Origin of the sequence: Stenotrophomonas sp. LC732 (assembly GCF_052446685.1) — a bacterium.
Classification (GTDB): Bacteria; Pseudomonadota; Gammaproteobacteria; order Xanthomonadales; family Xanthomonadaceae; genus Stenotrophomonas; species Stenotrophomonas muris.
The window spans coordinates 3,667,036-3,682,613 of the sequence record NZ_CP199214.1 but is presented as its reverse complement, the minus strand read 5'-3'; the positions used below and the strand labels follow the sequence as shown (position 1 = coordinate 3,682,613).

Genomic DNA, 15,578 nt, shown 5'->3' with positions numbered 1-15,578 from the left:
GCATCCATGCGGCTCACGCCCCCAGCCAACCCACCCGCCCGGCCACGGACAGTTTCCGTGTCCGTCACCGCAGGAAAAGAAAAAGAAGAGCAAGAGCAAAGGCAACGGCAACAGCCGCGGGCTTTGGGTTGGGGTCGGATCCGTTTTCCGCAGGAAAACGGATCCGACCCCTTCTTGTTTTCCGATACACATCTTCCACGCAAAGCGTGGAAAACCAACCGTCACCGGAAATCTGTCGGGCGTGGGGCGGTGTGGGTGGGCAGGACCGTTGGCGCCATGGATGGCGCCATCGAGCCCCCAAGGATGGGTTCACGGCGTGTCCTGCCCACCCACACCGCCCCACCCAACCAGCAGCAACCCGGAGCCGCCTTTGAATTTGACCTTGGCCCTTGCCTGGAAAAGCGGTGCAGCCGCAGGCTGCAAAACACACTCAATCCTGATCGTGCGCGCGTGCGGCCTCGGCCTGGGTCTCCTCCTGCGCCGCCATCTCGCGCGCGATCCACGCATCGATCATGTGCCGCTGGCGCTGCGCCTGTCGCCGCTCACGCGTGTACTCCTGGTCGAGCACGCGGTACAGCGACACCATCACCAGCACCATCAGCAGCGCGAATGGCAACGCCGCAATCGTGATCATGCCCTGCAGTGCATCCAGGCCACCGGCCAGCAGCAAGGCCGCTGCGATCAACGCCACCGCAATGCCCCAGGCCAGCTTGCGCTTCAACGGAGGATCGCCTGCTTCGTCAGTGGACATGCTGGCCAGCACCAGTACCGCCGAGTCGGCCGAGGTCACGAAGAAGATCATCAGCAGTACCAGTGCGATGCACGACAGCAGCAGCGGCAGCGGCATGCTGTCGAACAGCGTGAACAGCACGGTCTCGTAGCCATTGCCCAGCGCCTGCACCAGGTCGGCATGGCCGAAGATCTGTGCCCACAGCGCGGTGCCGCCGAATACGGCGAACCAGAAGAAGCCCAGCAGCGTCGGCGCGAGCACTACGCCGATCACGAACTCGCGCACGCTGCGGCCGCGCGAGATGCGTGCGATGAACGACCCCACGAACGGTGCCCACGAGATCCACCAGGCCCAGTAGAAGATCGTCCAGTCCGCCACCCAGGTGCTGCCGGAGAACGGTGACATGCGCAGGCTCATCGTCACCAGCTGGTTGAGGTAGGAGCCCAGCGTGGTGGTGAACGTATCGAAGATGAAGCCGGTCGGCCCCAGCACCAGCAGGATGGCCGCCAGCAGGGCAGCCAACGCCAGGTTGAAGTTGGACAGCCACTTCACACCTCGCTCCACGCCACTGGCGGTGGACGCCATATACAGCACGAAGGCGACGGCAATGATGGTCATCTGCACGGCGACGGTAGCCTGCACGCTGAAGACGCGCTCGATGCCGGCGGCGATCTGGATGGTGCCGAAGCCCAGCGTAGTCGCGACACCGATCGCGGTGGCGACCACTGCAGCGATGTTGACCGCCCTACCGATCCAGCCGCGATGGTGGCGGCCGATGATCGGCTGCAGCATGTCGCTGACCAGGCCGCGGCCGTTGCGGTTGAACTGGAACCAGGCCATTGCCAGCCCGATCAGCGCATAGATGGCCCACGGGTGCAGGCCCCAGTGGAAGAATGCATAGCGCATCGAGGCGCGTGCCGCATCCAGGCTCTGCGGAGCAAGCCCTTCCGGTGGCTTGCTGAAGTGCGAAATGGGCTCGGCGGCGCCCCAGAACACCAGGCCGATGCCCATGCCGGCGGCGAACAGCATCGACATCCAGCTGGCTCGCGAGAACTCGGGCTCGGCGTCTTCGCCACCGATGCGCAGGTTGCCGAAGCGACCGAAAGCCAGGTACATCAGGAACACCAGGGCCAGGAATACCACCAGCAGGTACAGCCAGCCGACGCTGCGGATGACTTCTGCCAGCATCGACTGCACCACGGCATTGAAGGGGCCTGGTGCAATACCGGCAAGCAGCACCAGCAGCAGAACGAGTGCGATGGAAACGCGAAACACCATGAAGGAGCTTCTCCGATCAAGGGATTGAGGGGAGCGAGCAGAGCTTGCAGCGAAGGACCGGCGGCATGCAGCGCGAACCGGGCAGGGGCCGCGTCGGCGTCGAAGGAGGCATCGGTCGCTGGAGGGCGACGGACGTGCACGTTACTGAACGCGACGTCATGGTTCTGTTAACGAACAGCGATCCGGATCAGATCCGCTTTCCACAGGAAAGCGGAACTGACGGCGGGGGCAACTCCCGGAGCGGGCGCTCTATGCTCTAATGCACGCCAAGAAGCGGGGGTACCGCGGCCATGTGGCCACGGTTGAGACAGTCCCTTGGAACCTGATCCGGCTCATACCGGCGTAGGGAAGCTTTGCAGTGCAGCCGTGCCCGGACACCGCCCAAGGACCGTCCGTGCGCGGTCGCAGTGCGCCGCCGCTTCGTCCCTGACCTTCCTGGACGATGCCCGATGAACGCACAGCTCTCCGCCCTGCAGCAACAGGCCCAGCAACTCTCCGAATCCGTGACCCGGCCCATTCCCGGCTCGCGCAAGATCCACGTACCCGGTTCGCGTCCGGATCTGCAGGTGCCGATGCGCGAGATCGCGTTGACCCGCACGCCGACGCTGTTCGGCGGCGAGGAGAATGCACCGGTCACGGTCTACGATACGTCGGGCCCGTACACCGATCCGGACGCGCGTATCGATCTGTCCGCGGGCCTGCCGGCGCTGCGTCGTGGCTGGGTGGAGGAGCGCGGCGATACCGAACAGCTCGACGGCCTGAGTTCGTCGTTTGGCCGCGATCGCGAGCACGACCCGAAGCTCGATGCTGTGCGCTTCCCCACACGCAGCCTGCCGCGCCGTGCACGTGCAGGCGCGAACGTCACCCAGATGCACTATGCGCGCCGCGGCATCATCACGCCGGAAATGGAATTCGTCGCCATCCGCGAAAACCAGCGGCTGGACGCGATCCGCGATGCCGGCCTGCTGCAGCAGCACCCGGGCGAGGCGTTCGGCGCCTCGATCCAGAAGATCATCACGCCGGAGTTCGTGCGCGATGAAATCGCGCGCGGCCGCGCGGTGCTGCCCAACAACATCAACCATCCGGAAAGCGAGCCGATGATCATCGGCCGCAACTTCCTGACCAAGATCAACGCCAACATCGGCAACAGCGCGGTGTCCTCGGGCATTGCCGAAGAGGTGGAGAAACTGGTGTGGGCGATCCGCTGGGGTGGTGACACCGTGATGGACCTGTCCACCGGCAAGCACATCCACGAAACCCGCGAGTGGATCATCCGCAACTCGCCGGTGGCGATCGGTACCGTGCCGATCTACCAGGCGCTGGAGAAGGTCGACGGCCGCGCCGAAGCGCTCACCTGGGAGATCTTCCGCGACACGCTGATCGAGCAGGCCGAGCAGGGCGTGGACTACTTCACCATCCACGCCGGCGTGCTGCTGCGCTACGTGCCGCTCACCGCCAAGCGCGTGACCGGGATCGTCAGCCGTGGTGGTTCGATCATGGCCAAGTGGTGCCTGGCGCACCACAGGGAGAATTTCCTCTACACGCACTTCGAAGACATCTGCGAGATCATGAAGGCCTATGACGTGACCTTCTCGCTGGGTGACGGCCTGCGCCCGGGCTGCATCGCCGATGCCAACGACGCGGCCCAGTTCGGTGAGCTGGAGACGCTGGGTGAGCTCACCAAGATCGCCTGGAAGCATGATGTGCAGACCATGATCGAAGGCCCCGGCCACGTGCCGATGCAGCTGATCAAGGAGAACATGGACAAGCAGCTGCGTGAATGCGGCGAAGCGCCGTTCTACACGCTGGGGCCGCTGACCACCGACATCGCGCCGGGCTACGACCACATCACCAGCGCGATCGGTGCGGCGATGATCGGTTGGTTCGGCACGGCGATGCTCTGCTACGTGACGCCGAAGGAACACCTCGGCCTGCCCAATCGCCAGGACGTGCGTGACGGCATCATGGCCTACCGCATCGCCGCGCATGCGGCCGACCTGGCCAAGGGCCATCCGGGCGCGCAGGTACGCGACAACGCACTGAGCAAGGCGCGCTTCGAGTTCCGCTGGGAAGACCAGTTCCACCTTGGCCTGGATCCGGAGAAGGCCAGGGAGTTCCATGACGAAACGCTGCCGAAGGATGCGCACAAGCTGTCGCACTTCTGCTCGATGTGCGGCCCGCACTTCTGTTCGATGAAGATCACCCAGGATGTGCGTGACTACGCCGAGGCCGGCATGAAGGAGAAGTCGGAGGAGTTCCGCGCCGCGGGTGCCGAGGTCTACCACCAGGGGTGATGCGCAGACGGTGGTACCGGCCCGCGGCCGGCACTACCGCTCATCACGCCGCTCCCGGCTATCCTCCGCCCATCATCCCGGGGAAAGGACACCATGCCTGTTGCCATGACCACCCGTTGGCTGGCCATTGCCCGCCGGCATCCTTCGGCCTGGTTGCTGGGCGCGCAGCTGCTGGCGGTGCTGCTGTATCCCGCGCTGGATGACACCGCCGCCGGCCGCGCGGCACTTGGCATGTTCGGCATGGCGGTACTCGGCCTGGCGCTGTGGGTGGTCCAGCGCAGCCCGCTGGGCACCTGGCTGGCGCTGTTGCTGGCCATTCCCTCGGTGGTGTTCTCGTTGGCAGGTGCATTGCTCGAGCGCACCGCATTGCTGACCACCGCGCAGGTGCTGGAGAGCCTGCTGTACTTCTACACGGCTGGCGCCCTGATTGCCTACATGCTCCAGGACCACAAGGTCACCCGCGACGAACTGTTCGCAGCTGGCGCAACCTTCACCCTGCTGGCGTGGGCGTTCGCCTTCGCGTTCGCGGTGTGCCAGCAGTGGTATCCGGGCAGTTTCCAGGGCACCGGCGGGCAGGCGCAGCGCAGTTGGATGGAGCTGCTTTATCTCAGCTTCAGCTTGCTGTCTGGAGTCGGCTTGAGTGACGTCGTGCCGCTTCATCCACAGGCACGAGCACTGGTCATGCTGGAGCAGTTTTCCGGCGTGATGTACGTGGCTTTGGTGGTTTCGCGGCTGGTCGGATTGACCATGCTGCGGCGCATGTGAAAATGAACGCCAGATAAAAATTTCGCGCCCAAGAGGGCGCGAATGATGTCGCGAATTATGTGAATGCGTCGGCGAGAGAGAGCCTGATGTCGACCACGCGATAGGCGAGGTAACTTGCATAGGCTAGTATTCGCGCGCTCGATTGTTTTTGCGGTATGCGCCGATGCTTTGTGCGGAGTCTGGCTTTTCGCTGTTCCCAGGACGGGACCGTAACGAAGGCAAACACTGCCCGGGACCTGTCTCTACTGTGTAGCAGAAAATGAACAGCAGCGAAATACAGCCACCCGTGTCCGATCGGATACGGATAGGAGAGTGCATCGTCACTCTGTCCTCGCGCGAAGTCGAGGTCGTCGGTGCGCGTCGTCCGCGCCGGCTGACGCCGAAGGCGCTGGGCGTGCTGCGCGTGCTGCTGCGGCAGCCGGGCCGTGTGGTCACCCGCGACGAGTTGTTCGCCGAGGTGTGGCCGGACACGCTGCCGACCAACGATGTGCTGACCCAGGCCGTTACCCAGCTGCGCAAGGCGTTCAGCAACGACGACGACAGCGGCCAGGCCTACATCGAGACCATTGCCAAGACCGGCTATCGGCTTCTGGTACCGGTACAGGCGCTGGACGATGCGGAGCCGTCGGCTGCGGGCTTGCCTGACGACGAAGGTGTGGACGTGCAGCCCGCACTCGCCGCCGCTGCGGTGCTGCCCGCGCGCGCGCAGGAATCGCGCCGCCGCTGGCGCCATGTCCGCCGCCGCGTGCTGCTGGCGCTGGGCGTGTTGATGCTGGCCACGCTGCTGGTGATGACCACGCTGCTGCTGCGCCGCGCACCGGCCAGCAGTTCGCCGGTGGAGGCCGCCGTGGAGAACGGCACGCGGGTGATCGGCAGCCCCCAGCGTCCCTATCGGTTGATCACCGCAACCAGCGGCTTTGAAACCTATCCCACGCTGTCACCGGATGGTTCGCTGGTGGCCTATGAAGGCGCCAACGAAGATGGCAATGGCGGTGGTGCGATCAAGGTACAGACCTCCGGCAACGCGCCGGCGCGCCAGTTGCTGGCGCCGCCGGCCGGTGCCGTCGATCGATTCCCGAACTGGTCGCCGGATGGTCGCGAAATTGCCTTCGCACGGTTCTCCGCCGACGGTGGCTGCCAGGTGCTGATCGCCAGCGCAACCGGTGGCGCCCTGCGCCAGGCCACGCGCTGCGATGGCACCGAGCTGCTCAGCTTCGACTGGACGCCCGATGGTCGCGGCCTGGTGTTCGGCAGCATGGTCGGGCGCTACGCGCACCGTGGCATCCGCGTGCTGGACCTGGCCAGTGGTCAGTGGCGCGCGCTGGCGTACAGCGTCGACCAGGACGACTTCGACTACGCACCGCGTTACTCGCCCGATGGGCAATGGCTGGTGTTCGTGCGCAATCCGCAGCTGGGCGATCTGTGGCGGGTGCCGGCCGCGGGCGGTAAGCCCGAGCAGCTGACCAACGAGGCGGCAGAGCTGCGCGGATGGGCCTGGCTGGACGATGGCCGCACCATCGTGTTCGGTCGCCGCGTCGACAGCGAGGCGCGGCTCTATTATCTGGACGTCGAGCGGCACACGCTGCGCGATGCCGGCCTGGATGATGCGCAGTGGCCCGCCGTGTCGCGACGTGGCGGGATGCTGGCCTTCGTCCACCGGCGCGCGCAGTTCGGCGTGTTCAAGGTGCCGGTGCAGGGCAGCGGCGCGCCCGAACGCCTGTTTGCATCCAGTGGCCGCGATGGGCAGCCGATGGCAGCGCCGGATGGCCGCCAGCTGGTCTTCACCTCGGATCGCTCCGGCAGCTTCGCCCTGTGGTGGGCGGACATGCAGCGGCCGGATTCGCTGCGCCCCATTGAAGGGCTGCGGCCGGAAGCGCGGCAGGCACCGGACTGGTCGGCCGACAGCCGCCAGCTGCTCGTGGTCGGCCGCGACGCGCATGGGCGCACGGTGGTCTACGAGATCGCGCCACGCGATGAACGCCTGCAACCTTTGCCGGTCCCGGCCGAACAGCCGCTGCAGGCCCTGTATGGCGCGTCGCCGGAGCAGTTGTTTGTGGTCGAGCGCGATGCCGACCAGCGCACCCGGTTGAGTCTGTTCGACCGCAGCACCCAGCCCTGGCGCCGGTTGGCCAGCATCGAAGGGGTGTCGCAGGCGCGCTTCGACCGCAGCAGTGGCCGCGTGTTGTTCACCCGCCTGGCCGCCGGTGGCCTGTGGTCGGCCGATGCCGCGTTGTCGTCGGGCAGCGTGCAGCAGATCAGCGATGACCGGCCCAGCCGCTGGCGATACCGGGCCTGGACCGTGGCCGGCAACACTGGCGTCGGTTACCTCGGCACTTCGAGCACGTGTGGCACCACCTTCGTGCGCATCCTGCCCGGCCGCGCGGAGCCGGAACGCTGCCTGGATGCGGAACGGCTCAGCGCCGGCAACGGACTCAGCGCCAGCGCTGACGGGCGTGACCTGTTCGTGGCGATGGCGGTCAGCGATGGTGCCGACATCGGTGTGATGCGGTTGCCCGAACGCCCCCCCGCGCTGTTCCCGGCGTTCTCCAAGTTGTTGTTTTTCAGTGGAAATGGGCCTTCGTAATTTCTTCGTCTGGATCTCGTCGCGAATTCGTGGCGATCTCGTCGGACTTTCCTGACGCGGTGCCGCCTGATTAGGCAAAACGGAGTCCTGTACTAGGCAAATCCGTGGTGCCCCCATGCGTCAACTCTCGCTGGCCGATCGCGGCCAAACCGTCTCCCTGGACCGGTCGCTCGACGATGTCACGCCGACCTGCCTGGGCGTGGCCCGGCTGGGCAGCCTGCAGACCGCCGGCTCCAGCTTCACTGTCTGGATGCAGGTGCGTGGCAGTTCGTGGGTGGAGGCCAAGGAAGGACGATTCCGCCTGCGCCAGGGCGAGTGGATCGCCTTCGAGAAGGAATCGCGGCCGTTGGTGCAGGCCGGTCGCAACGGGTTGTGCGTTGGCCTGAACCTGAACGTTGAAGCGCTTCGCGTGCTGACCGAGATGGCCGACTGTGGCCTGTATGCCGGTCGTGGCCGCATGAACCGCAGTGACGCCCGCGTTGCGCTGCGCTTGTGGCGCGATGCGCTGGCCAGCGGCCAGCCGGCCCAGGCCTTGCGTCCGCTGCTGCTGCACCTTGCTGGCCTGCAGCGTGGCCTGGCCGACAACGTGCAGCGCTGCCCAGGCCGCTCGCGCAGCCGCAAGCGCCAGGTGTTCGGCCGCATGCAGCGTGCGCGCCTCTATCTGGAAGGCAACAGCCACCGGGTGGTGCGCATCGGCGAACTGGCCGAACTGACCAACTTCTCCAGCTGGTACCTCTCCAAGACCTTCCAGAGCCTGTACGAGGAAAGCCCGCAGTCGCTTTCGGCACGACTGCGCCTCGAACGCGCCGCCGACCTGCTGCGCGACACCGACATGATGGTGGGCGAGGTCGCCGCCGCCAGCGGCTTCGACAACTGCTGCAGCTTCGCGCGTGCGTTCCGCGCCCGCTACGGCCAGTCCGCGTCGCGCTTCAGGGAGAACGGCGGCTTGCTCCCGCCACAATCCGCAAAGTCTCCGGTTGGTTCGCGCAAATACAGCGCTGCAACGCAATCGTAACGTGCTGGGGTGTTTTAACACGCTGCTAACACGTACCTTGGAGAGATAGATGAACGTTCGTAATCCCGCAGTGCGGTTCGGCTTGCTGCCGGCCGGCATTGCGCTGGCGCTGGCGCCGGCCTTTGCTTCGGCTCAGGAAGCAAAGGGCACCACCGACCTGGACCGCATTTCGGTCACCGGCTCGCGCATCCGCGGCGCCTCGGTGGAGACCCAGCAGCCGATCCTGACGATGACCCGCGAATCCCTGGAAAAGCAGGGCTTCTCGAGCGTCGCCGACGTGCTGAACAACCTGACCTCGGCCGGTTCCCCGGCCATTTCGCGTTCGGAGTCGCTGGCTTCGGGCGAGAACGTGGGCGGCTACTACGTCGACATCCGCAACCTGGGCGCCGAGCGCACCCTGGTGCTGATGAACGGCAAGCGCCTGGGCGCTTCGACCTCGGGTCTGCAGGACCTGAGCCAGATCCCGATGTCGGCCGTTGAGCGCATCGAGATCCTGAAGGACGGCGCCTCGTCGATCTACGGTTCCGACGCCATTGCCGGCGTGGTCAACGTGATCACCCGCAAGAACTTCGACGGCGGCGAAGCCAATGTCTACGTCGGCCAGTACGGCAAGGGCGACGGCGACAGCGAAACCTATTCGATGACCCTCGGTGCCCGCGGTGAGCGCGGCAGCCTTACCCTGTCGGCCGAGTACTCGAAGCAGGATCCGGTGTGGGCCAAGGACCGCTGGTACAGCCGTGACGGCTCGCTGGGTCCGAACTCCACCTCGGCTGATTGGAGCCCGATCAGCCAGAACGGCAGCTGGTGCAACCCGAAGCTGTACGACTGCAGCAAGTCGAGCGCGGTGTGGCAGACCCTGAACCCGGGTGGCAATCCGAAGAACCCGAACGACTACCACGCGATCACCGAAGACGAGTTCGCCAACTCGAACGAGCAGATGACCCTGCTGACCGGTGTGAAGCGCAAGTCGGTCTACATCAACGGCACCTACGACTTCACCGATTCGATCAGCCTGAACACCGACGTGCTCTACAACGAGCGCCAGACGTTCCAGCAGATCGCCGGCTATCCGTACCAGTCCGCTTCCAAGTCGATCAACACCCCGCTGTCGGCAGACAGCGCCTTCAACCCGGTTGGCCAGGACGTCAGCTTCCGCCGCCGCCTGTGGGAAGTGCCGCGTACCACTGACAGCCAGCTGAAGACCCTGCGCTTCGCTCCGACCCTGACCGGCTTCTTCGAGCTGGGTGGCAAGACCTTCGACTGGGATGTCGGCGCGCTGTGGAACCGCAACGAGTCGATCAAGAGCAACCGCGGTGACATGAGCCTGATCGGCGCGCGTCAGGCGCTGGGCCCGTCGTTCATCGATGCCGGCGGCGTTGCCCGCTGCGGCACCGCCGCCAACCCGATCCTGGGCGATTGCCGTCCGTGGAACCCGCTGCTGCCGTACGGCGTTGAGGGTCAGGGCTCGCTGGCGAACCAGGAGCTGCAGGACTTCCTGTTCCCGACCTTCACCACCCGTGGCGTCACCAAGACCACCAGCTTCACCGCCAACCTGTCGGGCGCCATCGTGACCCTGCCGGCCGGCGACCTGGGCTTCGCCCTGGGTGTCGAGCACCGCAAGGAAGAAGGCAGCTACGTGCCGGACGCCTTCGCACAGTCGGGTCAGTCCACCGGCCTGGGCCAGAAGCCGACCCGCGGCCAGTACGATCTGAACGAGGTCTACCTCGAACTGAACGTGCCGCTGCTGGCCGACATGGCCTTCGCCAAGGAACTGACCCTGAACGTTGCCAGCCGTTATTCGGACTACAGCAACTTCGGTGGCACCACCAACAGCAAGTTCGGCCTGACCTGGCGTCCGCTGGATGAACTGCTGGTCCGCGGCACCTACGCCGAGGGCTTCCGCGCTCCGACCATCAGCGACCTGTACGGTGGCCTGAGCTCGAGCTTCGAGTCCTACATCGATCCGTGCGGCGTGAAGGCTCCGGGCAGCGTTGCAGGCAATGCCGCGTGCTCCGGCGCAGGCGTGCCGGCCAACTACGTGCAGCTGGGCCAGGCAGGCAAGGAATGTTCGACCCTGCCGTGCCAGTCGGGTGACCAGTTCATCTCGGGTGCCAATCCGAACCTGAAGCCGGAAACCTCCAAGAGCACCACCTTCGGCCTGGTGTGGAGCCCGCGTTGGGTGCAGGGCCTGGACGTGTCGCTGGATTGGTACAAGTACGAAATCAGCGACATGATCATCGCTGACAGCGTCGACCGCATCCTGCGTGACTGCTACGTGCTGGGTAACGCTTCGCGCTGCTCGAGCGTGACCCGTGCGGCTGACGGCCACGTCAGTGCGATCACCTACGGCACCGCCAACCTCGGCAAGATGGAAACCCAGGGCTACGATCTGGGCATCAAGTACCGCCTGCCGGAACTGGCCATTGGTCAGTTCAGCATCGACTGGCAGACCAGCTACACCGCCAAGTACGACGAGCAGCGCCAGAACAGCGCGGGCGACAACATCATGGTCGGCCGCGTCAGCGAGCCGGGCCTGTTCCGCGTGCGTTCGAACCTGGGCGTCAACTGGCAGTACGGCGATTTCGGTGTGAACTACACCGCGCGCTACTACTCGGGCATGAAGGAAAGCTGCATCTCGCTGGCTGACGGCTGGTGCGATGCTCCGAACCACATGGCCAACGGTGAGACCGATCCGCTGCGTCACACCGGTTCCAACACCTTCCACGACCTGCAGGTCAGCTGGAAGGCGCCGTGGGATGCGACCATCGCCCTGGGCGCGAACAATGTGTTCGACCACAAGGGTGCCCTGCAGTACTCGGCTCCGAACTCGGCGTTCGCCTACTACGGCGGCTTCGACGTGGGTCGCTTCCTGTACATGAAGTACACCCAGCGCTTCTGATTCATCGAAGTGCGGTAGCAACAGAAGGAGGGCGGACCGCAAGGTCCGCCCTTTTTCTTGTAGGGGAATTCCGGAAATTGTTGGAAGGTGAGCGCAGTCACGGTCCCGTCGTGTCGTAATCAACACAGTCAGGAGGTCCACTACCGGACGCTTGCATGTGGAGAGGGATATGAAGAACACGTTGCTGCGGCAGGCATCCGCCGCTGCATTGATCTACGCAACGCTGGTGGGCGCGGTGTTCGCGCAGGGCCTCGGGGTCTGCGGCGGTGGGCTCTACTGCGAGGAGTTCCGCCAGCAGTGCCTGGCCAGTGGCAAGTCACCGGTCATCTGCGAGTCGCAGTACCGTCGCTGCGTGCAGGACGCCTGCGGTACCCGCTGACATGGAAAGGGCGCACCTTGTGGGTGCGCCCTCTGTCATCCGGACATCATACAACGCGCTCAGGCGTCGCTGGGCACCAGTCCCATCAGCGCATTGGCGTGTTCGCGCCATTGCGGCAGTTTGTTCAGCACGCCTGCGCGCTGCAGGTAGTCCTCGTCCACCGGATCGCCATTGACCAGCGCCAAGGCCACGTGCACCGCACCGGTCACCCAGAAGCTGCGGGTGTTGGCGCGCTGCGGCTGCAGGTGGAAGGCCACCGCTTCGATGATCGGCATCGGCAGGCCCCACAGGCCCAGCAGGTAGGCGCCGGCCTCGGCATGGCCAGGGCGGGTGTCGCCGGCCAGCGAGGGCTCGCTGCGCTCGTTGCGCACACCCGGCAGCAGCAGGCCGATGTCGGCCAGCAGCGCGGCAGTCGCTCCCAGTTCGGCACTGGATTCGGGCAGCAGGCGTGCGGCGAGCCGCGAGGCCAGCAGTGCGCGCTGTTGCAGCGAGTTGCGCTCGGCGGCCGACAGCGTCGGTGCGGAGAACACTTCGCTGGCCAGCACCAGGTCACGCAGCGTGGCCAGGCCCAACCGGGTCACGGCGGTGCGCAGGTCGGCAATGGTGCGGCCCTGGCTGAAGAAGGCCGAGTTCGACAGTTGCAGCACCTTGGCGGCGATCGCCGGATCGGCGGCGACCAGCTTGGCGACATCGGCACTGTCGGCGTCGTCGTCATGTTCCAGGGCCTGGGTCAGGCTCAGGTACAGGTGCGGCGGCGAGGGCAGTTTCTCGATACGGCCGATGGCATCGCGCAGGCGCGGGCTGTCCAGCACTTCGCGCAGTTCTTCCAGGCTGGTCAGTGCCTCCAGCAGCACTTCCGGCGCCAGCGGCAGCGGTAGGAAGCGGTGGGCGACACCAATGAGGCGCGCCGGCGGCGGCCGGTTGCCATGCTGCGCATCGACCAGCGCGATGCGGATGGTCTCCGGGCGCAAGGTCCGGATCTGCCCCAGCAGCGTGGTGGCATTGAGATCCGGCAATTGCGGGCAGACGATCACCGCGTCCACGCCCTGCGTGGCCACCGCGGTCATCGCGGCCTGGCCATCGGTGGCGGTCAACGGCTGCCAGTCTTCCCCAAGATCGGCAATGAATTCGGTCAGCTCGGCCGGCAGGCTGGCTGCATCCCCAACAAGCAGAATACGCACGACACATTCCCCTGGCTGTCTCGACGATGGATGTCGATGACGTGTGAAGTGACGCAATTTACCTAATACGGCAGCAAGAGTGATGTGCCGTCGTCATGAAACGTGACCCGCATCGCTCCGGCAGGGTACCGCCGGAGCGATCCGGTTCAGGCTCAGGCCTTGCTGTCGAGATGGCGCTGGTGCGCCTCGATCAGGATCTGCTTGGCCTCAGCGGCGCCGCCCCAACCGTCCAGCTTGACCCACTTGCCCTTCTCCAGGTCCTTGTAGTGCTCGAAGAAGTGGCCGATGCGCTCCAGCCAGTGGCTCGAGACCTGGGCGATGTCTTCGACGTGGGCGTAGCCGCTGAAGATCTTCGAGACCGGCACGGCCAGGATCTTCTCGTCGCTGCCCGCCTCATCGCTCATCTTCAGCACGCCGACCGGACGGCAGCGCACGACCGAGCCCGGCACCAGCGGCAGCGGCAGCACCACCAGCACGTCGGCCGGATCGCCGTCGCCACACAGCGTGCTCGGCACGTAGCCGTAGTTGCACGGGTAGCGCATCGGGGTGGAGAGGATGCGGTCGACGAAGATCGCGCCGGTTTCCTTGTCCACTTCGTACTTCACCGGCTCCGAGTCCTTCGGGATCTCGATGATGACGTTGATTTCTTCCGGCGGGTTCTTGCCGGGCGAGACGAGTTCCAGACCCATGGTGTGCTCCAGGTGGGGGGGATATAGACGGATAGCTCACCATTTTATGCCTTTGCCGGGCGCTGTGCAGCGTAGGGCAGGGCCGACCCGCGCGCTCGGCCCTGGCGGAGGGCCAGGGCGGGGTTTCCCGATGGGTTCCACCCGGTCCCCTCGGCAGGCTGGAGATCCATACCAAGGAGCCTTGCCATGAACTGGAATCGTTTGGGCTGTTACGCCCTGTTGCTGCTGGCACCGCTGCCCGCGTTCGCGCGGGGGGCGCACGTCAACCTGATTGACTACCCCAGCGATGAGACCGCGTGGGAAAGGGCCTTTGCGCTGGAGGACGCGGTCGCCGGTGAATTCGCCGCGTTGTGTGCCGACACCTTCTGTGAAGGTGACTACAGCAATTACCGGGTGATGGAGTTCCGCTGTGCCGTGCTGGCCCATCGGGGCACCGTGCAGCGCTGCGTCCTGGTGGTGGCGGCCAGCGAACTGGAAGTACAGCCCGATACGGGACAGGTGCAGGTCGACAACGGCAGCTGGGTCTGCCCGATCGAATTGCAGCCCGGGGTGCCAGTCGAGGCGTTCTATGCCTCACTGGAAGCGCCGGGCGGCCTGGTCGCGCCTCTGCCCGGGCGTGACCACGGCATCTTCGATGGGCTGCCTGAATGCCTGCGCACGCAGGGGAGGGTGGGCTGATGGGCAGCTTCCGTAGATGCTGGCTGTTGTGCGGCGTGCTGTCTGTCGGCCTGTTGTACGCCGGTGCCGTGCAGGCTGCGCCGGCGTTCGTCGATGCGCGCGATTACACCGGCCCGGGGGGCGGCCACGAGCGTTTCCTGGCTGCCGAGCGGCAACTGGTGCGTGGCTTCGATGAGGTGTGTGGCGATACCTTCTGCGAGGGGCAGTACATCAATCTGTGGGCCATGCGCCTGCGCTGTTCCGTGGAACAGGCCACGGGGGTGGTTGTCCAGTGTGTGTGGACATTCGCCGGCAGCGACACCTGGGTAAAGCCCAGCGGCCTGATCAAGGTCAACCGCGGACGCTATGCCTGCGTGCTGCCGCTGGCAACTGGGACACGCCTGGAAACCCTGCTGCAGGTGTGGGAAATGGGGGATGGGTTTGACGCGTTGCACGCGCCGTTGCCCGGCACGACAAGCAATACCTACGACGCGCTGGTTGATTGCCTGTAGGTCTCGTGACTGATGAGAACGTGACTGATTCGCATTTGCAGAGTAGGATGCGCGGCGCCTCCCGTCTGTCGTCCCGGCTCCGCGCATGTCCTCCAATGCTGCCTCCCTCACCGAACTGCTGATCCGCGAGCGGCCAGCGCTGCTGCGCCGGGTGCAACGTATTCTGGGGGGCGACAACGGCGCCGAGGACGTGATCCAGGCGGTGTGGTTCAAGGCCCGTGGGGTCGATGACAGCCAGGCCATCGACAATCCGCGCGCCTATCTGTACCGGCTGGCCGCCAACCTGGCCACCGACCACGGCCGCGAGTCGACCCGGCGCAACCGCCTGTTGGCCGATCACTACCTGTGGGGGCCGGACGAGGTGATCTCCACCGAAGAGCAGGCCATGGCGCAGGACGAGCTGCAGCGGGTACTCGACGCGGCCGGCCATCTGCCGGAGCCGACCCGCACCATCTTCCGGCTCAACCGCCTTCAGGGCCTGACCCAGGCCGAGATCGCACGCCGCCTTGGGGTATCGGTGACCACGGTGGAGAATCACGTACGCACCGCGCTGCAGCGCCTGGCCTGGGCCCGCAGCGGCCGATGATCGCGCCGC

At 65.7% G+C, this 15,578-nt stretch carries 12 protein-coding genes and 1 riboswitch; of the genes, 9 read left to right on the top strand and 3 right to left on the bottom strand.

Going from position 1 to position 15,578, the window contains the following annotated elements:
• Positions 1 to 430 precede the first annotated feature (430 nt).
• Positions 431 to 2,008, bottom strand: a complete 1,578-nt coding sequence (locus ACT6SE_RS17475) for a BCCT family transporter (protein WP_049420879.1) — start codon at positions 2,006 to 2,008, stop codon at positions 431 to 433.
• Positions 2,009 to 2,273: 265 nt separating this feature from the next.
• Positions 2,274 to 2,375, top strand: a riboswitch (TPP riboswitch).
• An 82-nt stretch (positions 2,376 to 2,457) separates the two neighbouring features.
• Here ACT6SE_RS17475 and thiC point away from each other — a divergent pair.
• From thiC to ACT6SE_RS17445, 6 genes are all read left to right on the top strand, one after another.
• On the top strand, positions 2,458 to 4,302 hold the full coding sequence (thiC, locus tag ACT6SE_RS17470) for a phosphomethylpyrimidine synthase ThiC (RefSeq protein WP_032955989.1): 1,845 nt from the start codon (positions 2,458 to 2,460) through the stop codon (positions 4,300 to 4,302).
• A 93-nt stretch (positions 4,303 to 4,395) separates the two neighbouring features.
• Positions 4,396 to 5,067: an ion channel gene (locus ACT6SE_RS17465; protein WP_014648329.1), complete on the top strand. Its 672-nt coding sequence runs from the start codon at positions 4,396 to 4,398 to the stop codon at positions 5,065 to 5,067.
• 259 nt (positions 5,068 to 5,326) lie between these two features.
• The gene (locus ACT6SE_RS17460; protein ID WP_046432401.1) at positions 5,327 to 7,651 is read left to right on the top strand and encodes a winged helix-turn-helix domain-containing protein; all 2,325 of its coding nucleotides are present in this window, start codon (positions 5,327 to 5,329) and stop codon (positions 7,649 to 7,651) included.
• A 115-nt stretch (positions 7,652 to 7,766) separates the two neighbouring features.
• The gene (locus ACT6SE_RS17455) at positions 7,767 to 8,666 is read left to right on the top strand and encodes a helix-turn-helix transcriptional regulator (RefSeq protein WP_032955994.1); all 900 of its coding nucleotides are present in this window, start codon (positions 7,767 to 7,769) and stop codon (positions 8,664 to 8,666) included.
• Positions 8,667 to 8,715: 49 nt separating this feature from the next.
• Entirely contained in the window at positions 8,716 to 11,565 is a 2,850-nt protein-coding gene (locus ACT6SE_RS17450; protein ID WP_014648326.1) for a TonB-dependent receptor plug domain-containing protein, read from the top strand.
• Between the two features lie 169 nt (positions 11,566 to 11,734).
• Positions 11,735 to 11,944, top strand: a complete 210-nt coding sequence (locus ACT6SE_RS17445; protein ID WP_014648325.1) for a hypothetical protein — start codon at positions 11,735 to 11,737, stop codon at positions 11,942 to 11,944.
• A 59-nt stretch (positions 11,945 to 12,003) separates the two neighbouring features.
• Here the strand turns inward: ACT6SE_RS17445 and ACT6SE_RS17440 are convergent, their stop codons facing one another.
• Both ACT6SE_RS17440 and ppa read right to left on the bottom strand, forming a co-directional pair.
• Positions 12,004 to 13,125 carry an HDOD domain-containing protein gene (locus tag ACT6SE_RS17440; protein WP_014038392.1) on the bottom strand — a complete coding sequence of 374 codons (1,122 nt, stop codon included), beginning with the start codon at positions 13,123 to 13,125 and terminating at the stop codon, positions 12,004 to 12,006.
• Between the two features lie 152 nt (positions 13,126 to 13,277).
• A complete protein-coding gene (gene ppa / locus ACT6SE_RS17435; RefSeq protein WP_005410935.1) occupies positions 13,278 to 13,814 on the bottom strand; it encodes an inorganic diphosphatase in 537 nt (178 codons plus the stop codon).
• A 186-nt stretch (positions 13,815 to 14,000) separates the two neighbouring features.
• On the opposite strand from ppa, the gene ACT6SE_RS17430 reads away from it, so the two are divergent.
• The 3 genes from ACT6SE_RS17430 to ACT6SE_RS17420 all read left to right on the top strand — a co-directional run bounded on the left by ACT6SE_RS17430 (position 14,001) and on the right by ACT6SE_RS17420 (position 15,569).
• Positions 14,001 to 14,492, top strand: a complete 492-nt coding sequence (locus tag ACT6SE_RS17430; RefSeq protein WP_049420880.1) for a hypothetical protein — start codon at positions 14,001 to 14,003, stop codon at positions 14,490 to 14,492.
• Entirely contained in the window at positions 14,492 to 14,983 is a 492-nt protein-coding gene (locus tag ACT6SE_RS17425; protein WP_046432378.1) for a hypothetical protein, read from the top strand. Before ACT6SE_RS17430 ends, ACT6SE_RS17425 begins: the two co-directional genes overlap by 1 nt.
• Before the next feature lie 85 nt (positions 14,984 to 15,068).
• Positions 15,069 to 15,569, top strand: a complete 501-nt coding sequence (locus ACT6SE_RS17420; protein WP_014038389.1) for an RNA polymerase sigma factor — start codon at positions 15,069 to 15,071, stop codon at positions 15,567 to 15,569.
• Positions 15,570 to 15,578: the final 9 nt, after the last annotated feature.

Coding starts and splice junctions, on each gene's coding strand:
- ACT6SE_RS17475 (WP_049420879.1), bottom strand. CDS start 2,008: ATGGTGTTTCGCGTTTCCATCGCACTCGTTCTGCTGCTGGTGCTGCTT.
- thiC (WP_032955989.1), top strand. CDS start 2,458: ATGAACGCACAGCTCTCCGCCCTGCAGCAACAGGCCCAGCAACTCTCC.
- ACT6SE_RS17465 (WP_014648329.1), top strand. CDS start 4,396: ATGCCTGTTGCCATGACCACCCGTTGGCTGGCCATTGCCCGCCGGCAT.
- ACT6SE_RS17460 (WP_046432401.1), top strand. CDS start 5,327: ATGAACAGCAGCGAAATACAGCCACCCGTGTCCGATCGGATACGGATA.
- ACT6SE_RS17455 (WP_032955994.1), top strand. CDS start 7,767: ATGCGTCAACTCTCGCTGGCCGATCGCGGCCAAACCGTCTCCCTGGAC.
- ACT6SE_RS17450 (WP_014648326.1), top strand. CDS start 8,716: ATGAACGTTCGTAATCCCGCAGTGCGGTTCGGCTTGCTGCCGGCCGGC.
- ACT6SE_RS17445 (WP_014648325.1), top strand. CDS start 11,735: ATGAAGAACACGTTGCTGCGGCAGGCATCCGCCGCTGCATTGATCTAC.
- ppa (WP_005410935.1), bottom strand. CDS start 13,814: ATGGGTCTGGAACTCGTCTCGCCCGGCAAGAACCCGCCGGAAGAAATC.
- ACT6SE_RS17430 (WP_049420880.1), top strand. CDS start 14,001: ATGAACTGGAATCGTTTGGGCTGTTACGCCCTGTTGCTGCTGGCACCG.
- ACT6SE_RS17425 (WP_046432378.1), top strand. CDS start 14,492: ATGGGCAGCTTCCGTAGATGCTGGCTGTTGTGCGGCGTGCTGTCTGTC.
- ACT6SE_RS17420 (WP_014038389.1), top strand. CDS start 15,069: ATGTCCTCCAATGCTGCCTCCCTCACCGAACTGCTGATCCGCGAGCGG.